The organism is Streptomyces sp. NPDC002838 (assembly GCF_040295365.1).
Lineage (GTDB): Bacteria > Actinomycetota > Actinomycetes > Streptomycetales > Streptomycetaceae > Streptomyces.
This window is the reverse complement of record NZ_JBEOVF010000004.1, coordinates 146,813-159,370: the sequence shown is the minus strand read 5'-3', so window position 1 is coordinate 159,370 and position 12,558 is coordinate 146,813. Positions and strand designations below refer to the sequence as shown.

At 70.2% G+C, this 12,558-nt stretch carries 10 protein-coding genes and 1 pseudogene; 6 read left to right on the top strand and 5 right to left on the bottom strand.

Annotated elements, in window-relative coordinates; all coding sequences use genetic code 11:
• Window positions 1–148: 148 nt before the first annotated feature.
• The 4 genes from ABT063_RS07760 (at window position 149) to ABT063_RS07745 (ending at window position 4,445) form a co-directional block, all read left to right on the top strand.
• The gene (locus ABT063_RS07760) at window positions 149–943 is read left to right on the top strand and encodes a helix-turn-helix domain-containing protein (protein ID WP_351056292.1); all 795 of its coding nucleotides are present in this window, start codon (window positions 149–151) and stop codon (window positions 941–943) included.
• Window positions 936–1,157, top strand: coding sequence for a DUF397 domain-containing protein (locus tag ABT063_RS07755; protein WP_351056291.1), 222 nt, complete (start codon window positions 936–938; stop codon window positions 1,155–1,157). The genes ABT063_RS07760 and ABT063_RS07755 overlap by 8 nt, the downstream gene beginning before the upstream one ends.
• 90 nt (window positions 1,158–1,247) lie before the next feature.
• Complete coding sequence (locus ABT063_RS07750) at window positions 1,248–3,443, top strand: mannosyltransferase YkcB-related protein (RefSeq protein ID WP_351056290.1); 2,196 nt, start codon at window positions 1,248–1,250, stop codon at window positions 3,441–3,443.
• 198 nt (window positions 3,444–3,641) lie between these two features.
• Window positions 3,642–4,445, top strand: a complete 804-nt coding sequence (locus tag ABT063_RS07745; protein ID WP_351056289.1) for an endonuclease I family protein — start codon at window positions 3,642–3,644, stop codon at window positions 4,443–4,445.
• Here ABT063_RS07745 and ABT063_RS07740 read toward each other — a convergent pair.
• Complete coding sequence (locus ABT063_RS07740) at window positions 4,408–5,442, bottom strand: phosphotransferase enzyme family protein (RefSeq protein ID WP_351056288.1); 1,035 nt, start codon at window positions 5,440–5,442, stop codon at window positions 4,408–4,410. The genes ABT063_RS07745 and ABT063_RS07740 overlap by 38 nt on opposite strands.
• A 187-nt stretch (window positions 5,443–5,629) precedes the next feature.
• Between ABT063_RS07740 and ABT063_RS07735 the strand changes: the two genes are divergently transcribed.
• Window positions 5,630–5,890 carry a hypothetical protein gene (locus ABT063_RS07735; protein ID WP_351056287.1) on the top strand — a complete coding sequence of 87 codons (261 nt, stop codon included), beginning with the start codon at window positions 5,630–5,632 and terminating at the stop codon, window positions 5,888–5,890.
• Window positions 5,891–5,989: 99 nt separating this feature from the next.
• Here ABT063_RS07735 and ABT063_RS07730 read toward each other — a convergent pair.
• From ABT063_RS07730 to ABT063_RS07715, 4 genes and pseudogenes are all read right to left on the bottom strand, one after another.
• Window positions 5,990–6,534 (bottom strand): annotated as a pseudogene (locus tag ABT063_RS07730) (GNAT family N-acetyltransferase).
• 125 nt (window positions 6,535–6,659) lie between these two features.
• Window positions 6,660–8,351, bottom strand: coding sequence for a thiamine pyrophosphate-binding protein (locus ABT063_RS07725; RefSeq protein WP_351056286.1), 1,692 nt, complete (start codon window positions 8,349–8,351; stop codon window positions 6,660–6,662).
• The gene (gene speB, locus ABT063_RS07720; RefSeq protein ID WP_351056284.1) at window positions 8,348–9,328 is read right to left on the bottom strand and encodes an agmatinase; all 981 of its coding nucleotides are present in this window, start codon (window positions 9,326–9,328) and stop codon (window positions 8,348–8,350) included. Before speB ends, ABT063_RS07725 begins: the two co-directional genes overlap by 4 nt.
• A gap of 75 nt (window positions 9,329–9,403) precedes the next feature.
• Window positions 9,404–10,864 (bottom strand): sodium:solute symporter family protein, encoded by a 1,461-nt coding sequence (locus ABT063_RS07715; RefSeq protein WP_351056283.1) that lies wholly within the window; start codon window positions 10,862–10,864, stop codon window positions 9,404–9,406.
• Window positions 10,865–10,984: 120 nt separating this feature from the next.
• Between ABT063_RS07715 and ABT063_RS07710 the strand changes: the two genes are divergently transcribed.
• Window positions 10,985–12,487, top strand: coding sequence for a PucR family transcriptional regulator (locus tag ABT063_RS07710; protein ID WP_351056282.1), 1,503 nt, complete (start codon window positions 10,985–10,987; stop codon window positions 12,485–12,487).
• Window positions 12,488–12,558: the final 71 nt, after the last annotated feature.

Here is a 12,558-nt window from a genome sequence, read left to right as displayed (position 1 = left end):
CGCGTTCGTTGATGGCCACGCCCCCGGACCGGTCGGACGGTCGCGGGGGTCTCGCGTTCTGTAGCGATCCACTCACAGAGTGAGACGGGTCGGGCTAGGCTCGCCAGAGGGTCGGGTGTGACCAGGCATTTGTCACAGGGAGTTGGCCATGACCAACACGTACGGTGACTGGCTCAGGCAGAAGCGTGAGACGGCGGGACTGACACAGCAACAGCTGGCCGATCGGGCGATCATGACGCGTTCGCACATCGCGCATATCGAGGCGGGGCGGCGGGTGCCTTCGAAGGAGGACGCGCGGCGGCTGGACAGGGTGCTGGGTACGGGGAATGTGCTGAGTAGCTTTCTGCCGCAGGACGACGTGGCGACGGCCGACTACTTCGAGGCGGTGCGCGTACTCGAACAACAGGCGGTGATGATCCGCGAGTACGCCTCGGCCTACTTCCCGGGCATCCTCCAGACGAAAAGGTACGCACGTGCGGTCCTGGGCGCGGCGTTCCCTCCGGTGAGCGAAGAGGAGCGTGACAGGCGCGTTGTCACACGCCTTGAGCGCGCGAAGATCCTCGAAGATCCGGTGACGCCCGTGGTGTGGGTGCTGCTGGACGAAGCGGTGCTGCGGCGACCCGTGGGCGGCGCGGACGTCATGGCGGAGCAGATCATGCACATTGTTCGCATCGCCGAGACCGGACGGATCCGCGTGCATCTGATGCCGTTTGACGTGGGTCTTCACCCGCTCATGTCGAGCATGCTCACGCTGATGTGGTTCGAGGACCAGCCGCCTCTGGCATACGGTGAGGGCGAGCGGATGGGGAGGCTGCACGACTCTCCGTCCGTGGTCCGCGAGTTGCAGACTCGCTACGAACTCGCGCTGAGCGACGCACTGCCGCTGAAGGAGTCACTGGCCCTGCTCAGGGCCGCTGCGAAGGAGTACGGGCACCATGACTGACCGAACCATCCCGAACGCTGCCGTGCTGACCGGCTGGCGGAAGTCGTCTCACAGCAACACCGACGGCGGCAGTTGCCTCGAAGTCCTCGACAACCACCCCTCCGGCGTCCCCGTCCGCGACTCCAAGGCCCCGCAGGGCCCCGCACTGCTCTTCCCCGCCGCCGACTGGTCGGCCTTCGTCACAGCCATCAAGGACGGCGACTTCCCCGCCTGAGCACCTCCTTTGCGGACTCCTTTGAGAATCCACAGGAAAGCGCCAGGCCCGGCACAGCCCGCACCCACCCCCACCGCACACAATGCCCGGGTGACATCAGCCACCGATCCCCACCCGCAGACGACCGTGCCCCCGACCCCGGACCTGCCGTCGGCGGCCCCACCTGGGGTGCCCCCGGACAAGGCACCCCGCTGGTCCCTCCCCGCGCTGATCGCGATCCTGATCCTGGCGGCGGTGCTCTACTCCTGGAACCTGTCCTCCTCCAGCCTCAACAGCTTCTACAGCGCGGCGGTGCTGAGCGGCACGCAGAGCTGGAAGGCTTGGTTCTTCGGCTCGCTCGACGCGGGCAACTTCCTCACCGTCGACAAGCCGCCGCTCGCGCTGATGGTCATGGGCCTGTCGTGCCGGATCCTCGGGTACGGCACCTGGCAGATGATGGCGCCGATGATCGTGGCCGCGCTCGGCACGATCTGGATCCTGCACGCGTCCGTGAAGCGGGTGTTCGGGCACGCGGCGGCGGCCGTCGCCGCGCTGGTCCTCACGCTGACCCCGATCACGGTCGCCATCAACCGCGACAACAACCCCGACACGCTGCTGGTCCTGCTGATGGCCGGCGGTGCGGCGCTGGCCCTGCGGGCGGTCCACAACGGCAGGTTGCTGCCGCTGGTCGGCTCCGCGGTGTGCTTCGGGCTGGCGTTCAACACGAAGATGCTGCAGGGGTACATCGCGCTGCCGGCCGTCTTCGCGGTCTACCTGTACGCGGCCAAGCCCAAGCTCGCGAGGCGGATCGTGAACCTGCTGATCGCGGCCGTCGCGCTCGCGGTCTCCAGCTTCTGGTGGGCGGCGGCGGTCTCCCTCGTGCCCGCCTCCGAGCGGCCGTACATCGGCGGCTCGACGGACGGCACCGCCTGGAACCTGATCATGGGCTACAACGGCCTGGGCCGGATCTTCGGCGGCGAGGGCAACGGCGGGGGCGGGGGCGGGGGCGGCGGCTTCTCCGGCACGGCGGGCCTGGGCCGGCTCTTCAACGACATCCTCGGCGGCCAGATCTCCTGGCTGATCCCCTTCGCGGCGATCGCGTGCGTCGGCGGGCTGGTGCTGCGCGGCCGAGCGCCGCGTACGGATGTGACACGCGCCGCTCTGGTGCTGTGGGGCGGCTGGACGGTCCTGCACTACCTGACCTTCGCCCTGGCCGAGGGCACGATGCACCCGTACTACACGACCGCGCTCGCGCCCGGTATCGCGGCGCTGTGCGGTGGGGGTGGCGTGATGCTGCTGCGCGCGTTCCGGACGGACGGGCGGTGGGCTTGGGTACTGCCTGCGGGGCTGGCCGTGACCGGTCTCTGGGCCGTCGTACTCCTGCGCCGCGCCTCCGGCTGGAACACCTGGCTGTGGCCGACGATCGCGGTGGTCATGGCGCTGGCGATCGTGGGGCTGTTCGTCTTCCGTTCCGGCAATCGGGCGCGGCTGCTGGCGGCTTCGGTGGCGGCGGCGATCGTCGCGGCGGTCGCGGGGCCGGCGGCGTACGCCTGGTCGGTGCCGTCCGGTTCGGGTGGCGGGGGCGGTATGGGCGGCATGGGTGGTACGAATCCGACGGCCGGGCCTTCTACGGGGAGCGGCTTCGGGGGCCCAGGCGGTGGGGGTGGCGGCCGGGGCGGCTTCGGCGGCGGTGAGATGCCGGGGGGTGCGCAGGCCGGTCAGGCGGGCGGCTTCCCTCGGGGGCAGCAGCAGGGGCAGAACGGCGAGACGCCGGGCGGCGGTCAGATGGTGCCCGGCGGCGGCAACGGCGAGTTGCCCGGCGGCCCAAGTGGCACCGGTGGGCGGCCCAGCGGCGTGGGCGGCGGCAACGGTGGCGGCTTCGGCGGCGGCATGAGCGGCGCCGCGAGCAGCGAGCTCGTCTCGTACCTCAAGAAGCACCAGGACGGCGCCAAGTGGCTGCTGGCAGTGTCGAGTTCGCAGAGCGCCGCGCAGCTCATCGTCAGCAGCGGCGAGCCCGTCATCTCCATGTGGGGCTGGTCCGGCAGCGACAAGGCGATGACCCTGTCCAAGCTCAAGGAGCTGGTGAAGAAGGGCGACTTGCACTACATCCAGATCGGCGGGAGCGGCATGGGCGGCGGACCCGGCGGCGGGTCCGACGTCAGCTCAGAGGTCACGGAGTGGGTGCGGAGGAACGGGACGGCGGTGAAGGAGAGCGAGTACGGCGCCGACGCCAGCTCCGACTCGTCCTCCTCCTCGCAGAGCAACCAGTCGACGATCTACCGCCTGGACGCGTCGGACGTCGGCTGACGCCGAACCGATTCCACGCACAACGGCCCCCGGCCTTCCCGCCGGGGGCCGTTTCGGCATGTCAACTCGCGTAGACAAGGGGCGATTTGCCCGTTCCAGTCATCCAATCGACATGTGACGTCCATGGACAGGGCCACATGTCCATGTCACTCTCCCGTGTGCCGCCTCCATTCAACCCGCGTAGATGGGACACCCCACATGCTGGCGACACGCATACGCCGCTGGAAGCCCGTGGCGCTGACCACCGCCGCCGTACTGGTCGGCCTGGCCGCTCCGGCCCTGACCGCGTCCTCGGCCGCGGCCACGACGACCGCGTACGACTCGACGTACTACAAGAACGCGATCGGCAAGACGGGCACCAGCCTGAAGTCGGCCCTGCACACGATCATCACCCCCCAGACGAAGCTCTCGTACTCGGCCGTCTGGGAAGCGCTGAAGGCGACCGACCAGGACCCGAACAACGGCAACAACGTCAAGCTGCTCTACTCCGGCATCTCCCGCAGCAAGTCCCTGAACGGCGGCAACACCGGCAACTGGAACCGCGAGCACGTGTGGGCCCAGTCCCACGGCGACTTCGGCACCTCGGCCGGCCCCGGCACGGACCTGCACCACCTGCGCCCCGAGGACGTGCAGGTCAACAGCATCCGCGGCAACAAGGACTTCGACAACGGCGGCAGCAGCTTCACCAACTCCGGCGGCAGCCTCACCGACTCCAACTCCTTCGAGCCCCGCGACGCCGTCAAGGGGGACGTGGCCCGCATGATCCTCTACATGGCGGTCCGCTACGAGGGCGGCGACAGCTGGCCCGACCTCGAGCCCAACGACGCCGTCACCAACGGCAGCGTCCCCCTCCACGGCCGCCTCTCGGTCCTGAAGCAGTGGAACGACGAGGACCCGCCGGACGCCTTCGAGGAGCGCCGCAACCAGCTCATTTACGACACCTACCAGAAGAACCGCAACCCGTTCATCGACCACCCGGAGTGGGTCGAGGCGATCTGGTAGGAGCAGGACGGAAGGGTCCCGGCCGGATCCCTGCGACTTCCGCCAATCGGGAGACCGCGGTCAGATCCGGCAGGGTCCGCAGAGAGGCGACAACCTGTTTGCTCGCGAACTCGCGCTGGGCGGCGGTCACGGTCGGATCGACCGCGCACTCGGCCTGTACGTGGACAAAGTTCAGGGCCGTCGCGAAAAGCATCGAGAACGAGTCCAGGCCCTTGATGACTGCCGGGCCTCCGGCATCCCGATACGCTCGCATCAACCGCCGTGCGGAATCGGCATGGAAGCGGTTCCCGCCCGCCCATACGTACACGGCCCGTGCGAGTTCGCGTTCCGCCGAGATGGATCCGGCGTTGTCCCAGTCGAGGAGAACCGGCCCGGCCGGCCCGACCAGAACGTTCTGGGGCTGCATGTCGAGGTGTGACCTCACCAGATCACCGGTACCGGACGGAGTGACATGGAGCGCCAGTTCCGCCGCTGAGGTGTCGATGAACCGGCCCAGCGCGTCCGACCACGGCATGTCGGCCCGGCGGATCTCCTTGTACAGCTTTTCCCAGTCGGCATGCTGAGGACACTGTTCGTACCAGGCATTCGGTGTCTCGTCGGCGCCCTCTCCGGCCTGGTGGAGCATGGCCAGCGTCCGGCCGCACCAGCTCAGTATCTCCGGATCGGAAGCGTCCGCCCCGGTTCCGTCGACCCAGTCGTAGAGCTTCACACAGGACCCGCCGAGCGAGGGGGCGAGCTGCGAAACGTACGCGCCGGTGCGATTCGGGATGAGCCGCGGCGAGGAAATGCCCAGCTTCTCCGTGGCGTTCCGCAGTGCCGCTTCCCGGTCGACCTGCCGCTCGTCACAGCCGAAGAGCAACTCCTTCACCGCCCATGAGGAGCCGTTCGCCGATAACTTCCAGATCTGCCCCAGCGCGCCACGGGTGACCGGTGTCATCGTCCACGGTCCGGTACCGAGCGCGTAGGTGTCTGCGATGAAGTCTGCTGCGCTCTGCATGTAGGTGCCTCTCTGGCTGCGGTGTCGGCGGCTCACCCCTGCGTGGCCGGACCAAGGATTCCACCTCCGCCTCAGCCGAGATGCGTCGGTGCGAGCATCCATGCCAGCGGATCTCCTCACGGAAGCGGACGGGCTCGCGCCCGAGCACGCTTCAACCCTGGCGGTCCTCTATGCGATCGTTCGGCCCATGAGTAGCGACTACGACCGGATCCGCGCCGGCATCGAGTTCATGACCGCCTACGTGTCCGGAGACGACCTGCTGTCGGCGTACGTCGCCGAACGGCGACGCGAGGACCCCAAGGCGACCGAGGCCCTCATGGATGGCACCGCGGCCCTGTGCGCCCAGCTGCTGCGGACGATGGCCCGGATGACCGGGAAGACCGAGCACGACATCCTGCAAGAGCTTGCCCGTGGGACCCACCGGCATGAGCAGCAGTCCGGCGACTGACGCACTCCGCAGGACGTTCTCTGAATTGGCAGGTCTGTTCCACCCCCGCGAAGAAGAACCCCAGGTCACGTGGACGTGCCGGTGGAACAGATCTGCCAATCACAGGCGGGGGTCAGCGCCCCACACGCCGAACCACTGCTCGGCGCCGTATTCCTCGAACCGCTCCACCTCGGTGAACCCCAGCTTCGCCGCGAGGCGCATCGCGCGGTCGTTGGCGGTCTGGGTGCAGAGCACCACCGGCTCGCCGGGAAGCGCGCCGGTGAACCAGGCGAGTGCCGCTGCGCACGCCTCGGCGGCGTACCCGCATCCCCACGCCTCCGGCAGGAACATGTAGCCGAGCTCGGCCTCCCCGGCATCCGGACGGACGTGACCCGGACGCTCTGCCTCGCGCCGATCGAGTGTGATCATGCCGATCATCGCTCCGTCGAGATCGACCACGAAAAGGCCTGGGCGCTGCCCGGGCACCTCAGGCACCGCGCGCTCGAGCTCATCACTCGGTCGAGGGCCACCGATGTAGGTGCCCACCTCTGGCGAGGCGAACAGCTCGATGAACGCCGCACGGTCCCGGGCCTCGGACTCACGGAGCACGAGCCGCTCTGTCCTGATCGGGGCAGGGGCCAGGCGACGGGTCCGAGCTCGGTCATGGCGGGCAACCTATCGCGGTCCGGTGAGGCCCAGATCAGCTTTTCGCGACAACTGACAAACGCTTCGGGACCGGTCCCGCATCGAACGCGTGACGGGCCGGTGCAAGGGCTGCCGCCCCGGTCCCTCACCCCAAGTGCGTCGACGCGAACATCCGCAACAGCGCAGGGAGGACGACCACCGCGGGGCCGGGCGACGCCAATGCCTTCGCCAAGTCGTCCGACAGGGTCTCCGGCGTCGTACGAACTCCCGGCACCCCGAACGACTCCGCCAGCGCCACATAGTCCGGCCGGGTCAGTTCCGTGGCCGTCGCCATCGTCTCCCCGAACGCGTCCGTCATGTACTCGCGCAGGATGCCGTAGCCGCCGTCGTCGACGATCAGCCAGGTGACGTTCAGGGCGTGCTGGCGGGCCGTGGCCAGTTCGGCGATGGAGTACAGGGCGCCGCCGTCGCCGGAGACCGCCAGGACCGGGCGGGTGGGGTCGGCGGCGGCCGCGCCCAGGGCCGCCGGGAAGGCGTAGCCGAGGCCGCCAGCGCCCTGCGCGGAGTGCATGTGGTTGGGGCCCCCCGCGTCGAAGGCCGCCCACGCCCAGTACGACAGGATCGTCATGTCCCAGAGGGAGGGGGCATCCGCCGGAAGCGCGCGGCGGACCGACGCCAGCACCTCCTGCTCCAGGGTGAGTTCCTGGGACGCGATGCGCTCGCGAACGCGGGACAGCAGCTCCCGTACGCGCTCCGGAGCCGTCGCGTCCGTCCGCTCCGTCACCGTCTCCAGCAGCGCCTGCAACGCCAGGCGGGCGTCCGCGTGGATGCCCAGCGCCGGGTGGTTGGATTCCAGCTTGCCGAGGTCCGCCTCGATCTGGATGACTCGGCCGCGCGGTTTGAACGTGTGGTAGTTGGAGGACAGTTCGCCGAGGCCCGAGCCGACGACCAGGAGTACGTCCGCGTCCTCCAGGAAGTCCGTCGTGTGGCGGTCCTCCAGCCAGGACTGGAGGGAGAGGGGATGGGTCCAGGGGAACGCGCCCTTCCCGCCGTACGTCGTGACGACGGGGGCGCTCAGGCGTTCGGCGAGTTTCCGGAGCTTGCCCGAGGCATCCGCCCGTACGACTCCGCCGCCCGCGATGATCGCCGGGCGGGCGGCGCGGGACAGCAAGTCGGCTGCCACCGCCGTGAGTTCGGGGCGCGGGGGCAGTTCCTCCGGAAACGCGTCGCCCCCCGTCACCACCGGGATCGCCGTCTCGGCCAGCAGTACGTCCTGCGGAATCTCCACCCACACCGGGCCGTGCGGAGCGGACAGCGCCGACTTCCACGCCTGAGCGATCGCCGACGGGATCTGGGACTGGCTTCGGACCGTGTGGACCGACTTCACCACGCCCCGGAACGAGGCCGACTGGTCGGGGAGTTCGTGCAGGTAGCCGTGGCGGCCGCCGCCCAGACCCGCCGTCGGGATCTGGCTGCTGATCGCCAGGACGGGAGCCGATGCCGATGCCGCCTCCTGGAGCGCCGCCAGCGACGTCAGCGCGCCCGGGCCCGTCGACAGCAGCAGCGGCGCCGCCTCGCCCGTGATCCTGCCGTACGCGTCCGCCGCGAAGCCCGCGTTGTTCTCCACGCGCAGGCCGATGTACCGCAGGTCCGAGCGGCGCAACGCGTCGAACATCCCCAGCGCGTGCTGGCCGGGCAGACCGAAGACCGTCGTCGCGCCGAGCCCGGCCAGTGTCTCCACTACCAGGTCTCCGCCGTTGCGGCCGGGGGGAGGGTTCAGCGCGGCCTCGGTCTGGGCCGGCGTCGGGCGGAGCTCCAGGTCGTGGTCGTGGGTCACTGCGCTGTCTTCTCCTGCTTCACTTCGGCGATCCGGCGGGACATGATCGTCGTCAGTTCGTACGCCGTGTGCGATGCCGCCACCGACGTGATCTCCGCGTGATCGTACGCGGGCGCCACCTCGACGACGTCCGCCGAGACCAGGTCGCAGGACGCCAGGCCGCGCAGGATCTCCAGCAGCTCCCGCGACGTCATGCCGCCCGCCTCCGGCGTGCCCGTGCCGGGTGCGTGCGCCGGGTCCAGGCAGTCGATGTCTATGGAGATGTAGAGCGGGCGGTCGCCGATGCGCTGCCGCAGCTGGTCCGCCACCTCGTCGACACCGCGCCGCATCACATCCGCCGACGTCACGATGCCGAAGCCCAGCTTCTCGTCGTCGGTCAGGTCCTGCTTGCCGTACAGGGGGCCGCGGATGCCGACGTGGGAGAGCGCCGACGTGTCGAGGATCCCCTCCTCCACCGCCCGCCGGAACGGCGTCCCGTGCGTGTACTCCGCCCCGAAGTACGTGTCCCAGGTGTCGAGGTGCGCGTCGAAGTGCAGCAGCGCCACCGGGCCGTGCTGCCTGGCGACCGACCTGAGAAGAGGCAGCGCGATCGTGTGGTCGCCGCCCAGCGTCATCAGGCGGGCCCCCGTCCCCAGCAGCTCGTCCGCCGCCGCTTCGATCGTCTCCACGGCCTCGTGGATGTTGAACGGGTTGACGGCTATGTCGCCACCGTCCGCGACCTGGGCCAGGGCGAACGGGGCCGCGTCCTGCGCCGGGTTGTACGGCCGCAGCAGCCGCGACGCCTCACGGATCGCGTTGCCGCCGAAGCGGGCGCCCGGCCGGTACGAGACGCCCGAGTCGAACGGCACGCCGACCACGGCGACATCGGCGCGGCCGACCTCGTCGAGGCGCGGCAGCCGGGCGAAGGTCGCGGGACCGGCGTACCGCGGTATGCGGGAGGAGTCGACGGGGCCGCGGGGAGTCTCGTTGCCGCTCATGGGGTAATGCCTTCTTTCATGAGATTCATACGCTTCATCGCGTATGAACTGCTATGTACTACTTGTTGTACGACTCTACTGGGCAGCCGGAACCGGAGTGGACACAGGTTCGGATACCCGCCCGGCGAGACGCTCGCGCCAGGCGGCGAGGACGGCCGCGTCGGTGGGCCTGGTCGCCAGGGAGACTGCGACGTACGCGGCCAGGGAGGACAACAGGCCGTAGTAGACGGGCTCGTTGGCGAGGATGCCGTAGCCCGCCATCAGGCCGATGACCGCGAGGCCGCCGACCACGACGGAGGCGAGGGCGCCCTGCACCGTGCCGCGCTTCCACAGCAGCCCGCCGAGGATCGGGACGAGGAGCCCACCGACGAGCAGGTTGTAGGCGACGGTCAGCGCCTCGACGACGTTGTTCAGCGCGATGGCCGTGCAGATCACCGCCACGCCCATGAGCAGGATGAAGGCGCGGTTGCCCTTGACCTCGTCATGCTGCTCGGTGGAGGGCCGTACGGCTCCCCGCAGCCGCGACCAGATGTCGTTGTTGGCGACGGTGGCGCAGGCGATCAGCGCGCCGGACGACGTCGACATCACGGCGGCCAGGGCGGCGGCCAGCACCAGCCCTCGTACACCGGCGGGGAGTTCGTCCTTGACGATGGTCGCGAAGGCGTCGTCCGCGTTGGGCAGCTTGGGGTAGAGGACCTTGGCCGCCGTACCGATGACGGCGCCGGCGAGGGCGTACACGAGACAGTACGTCCCGGCAACCGTGCCGCCCCACCTGGCGGTCGTGTCGCTGCGCGCGGTGAACACGCGCTGCCAGATGTCCTGGCCGATGAGCATGCCGAACGTGTAGATCAGCACGTACGTGAGGATCGTCTCGCCGCCGATGCCCAGCGGGTCGAAGTACGACGTCGGCAGTTCGTCCCTCATCTCGCCGAAGCCGCCCGCCTTGACGACGGCGATCGGCAGCAGGAGCAGCAGCACCCCGATCGTCTTCACCACGAACTGCACCATGTCCGTCAGCGTGATCGACCACATGCCGCCGAGCGTCGAGTAGGCGACGACGATCGAGCCGCCGAGAACGATCGCGACGGTGCGGTTCATGTCGAACAGGACGTCGAAGATCGTGGCGTACGCGATGGTCGACGTCACCGCGAGCATCAGCGTGTACGCCCACATGACCACGCCCGAGATCACGCCGGCCCGGCCGCCGTACCGCAGGTCGAGCATCTCGGAGACGGTGTAGACCTTGAGGCGGGCGATGCGGGCGGAGAAGAAGACGGACAGGGCGAGCAGGCCGAGGCCGATGGTGAAGACCATCCAGGCGCCGGAGAGGCCGTACTGGTAGCCGAGGCCGACGCCGCCGATGGTGGAGGCGCCGCCGAGGACGATGGCGGCCATGGACCCGGAGTACAGGGTGGGCCCGAGGCGCCGCCCGGCCACCAGGAACTCGCTCTTGGACTTGGCGCGGCGCATGCCCCACCAGCCCATCGCCAGCATGCCGGCCAGGTAGACGACGATCACGGTGTAGTCGACGGCCATGGGGGCCTCCTTCGCGCACTCTCGGTGGCGTGACGAGGTCCGACACTAGGTGGCCGGAAAGCGACTGCGAAGTGTACGTTTCATCCATTCGAACCGAGCCCGATGGAAGGAACGTCCACCATGCCGGACCCCGCCGTTCCCCCCACGCCGCCCGTGCCCCTGTCGGCGCTCCTGGCCCGCGAGGACCTGGCGCTGCGCCAGATCGCCGGGCCGTCCGACCCCGGCCTCGTCATCCACTGGGCGCACACCTCGGAGATGGCGGACCCGTACCCGTACCTGCTGGGCGGTGAGCTGCTGCTGACGGCTGGTGTGCACATTCCGGAGGCGGCGGGCTCGGGGACGTACTTCGACGACTACGTGTCCCGGATCGTCGCGGCGGGCGGCGCCGCCCTCGGCTTCGGGCTCGCCCCCGTGCACGACACGGTGCCGAGGGCGCTGGTCGCGGCCTGCGAGGCGTACGGGCTGCCGCTGCTGGAGGTGCCGCCGCAGACCACGTTCTCGGGTGTGGCCCGCGCGGTCTGGCAGCTGATGGCGCAGGCCCGGCACACCGAACTGCGCCGCGTCACGGAGGCCCAGCAGAGCCTGGCCGGCGCGGCCTCCCGCCCCGACCCGGTCCCCGCGGTCCTGCGACAGCTCGCCCAGCGGGTGGGCGGCCGGGCGGTGCTGTACGGGCCGGAGGGGGCGGAGATCGCGTCGGCGGGGAGGACGGAGAGAGCGGGGAGGGAGCAGGGGGACGAGGTGCGGGGGGCGCTGGCGGGGCTGGCGCGGGTGGTCACCGACCGCTCCTCCGCCACCGCCACGGACACCGTCGACGGCATCCATCTCGCCGCCTACGCCCTCGGCGCCGGTCAGGGCTTCGTGCTCGGTGTGGCCGCCCCCCGCCGCGATCCCGGCGATCACACCATCGCCTCCGTGGCCGCCGTGCTGCTCTCCCTCCTCACCGGCGAGCACCAGAGCGGTACCGGCGCGGCCCGGTCCTCGGCGCTGGTACGGCTGCTGCTGGGTGCCGCGCCCGAAGAGGTGGCCACCCTTCTCGGATGGGGGTCCCCCCGCTCGAGCGAAGCCGGGAGTGGAGGAGACCGCTGGGTCGTCGTGCACGCCCGGCCGGACGCCCAGGTACTCGACGCCGTCGCCGCCTCCGCGCTCGGGGCCGCGCTGGGCTCGCCGCTGGTCGACCTGGCGCAGGACGTCGTACGCGTCCTCGTCCCGGCCGAGCGCGAACCGGGTCCGCAGCCCGGCTGGACCCTGGGCGTCAGCGCCGCCGTCGCCCCGCCCGAATGGGCGTCCGCCGACCGGCAGGCGGCCCGCGCGCTGGCCCGTGCCCGCGCCATCCGTACGCCGCTGGCCCGGCAGGGCGCCCGCCCGGCCCTCGCCGACCTGGTGCCCGAGGACCAGGCCGAGGCCCACGCCCGTGCGCTGCTGGCGCCCCTGGCCCCCGTGCTCATCGAGACGCTGCGCACCTGGCTGTCCCTGCACGGCAGTTGGGACCGTACGGCGGTGGCGCTGTCCGTGCACCGCAACACCGTGCGGCAGCGGATCGCCCGGTGCACGGAGCTGCTGGCGGCGGACCTGGACGATCCCGACGTACGGATGGAGCTGTGGTTCGCGCTGCGGCGGCTCTAGACACGACGTCATCCGAAGCAGGTGATCCGCGCCACGTGACGCGCGTCCCAGCGTGCGGGACGCGGGGTGTT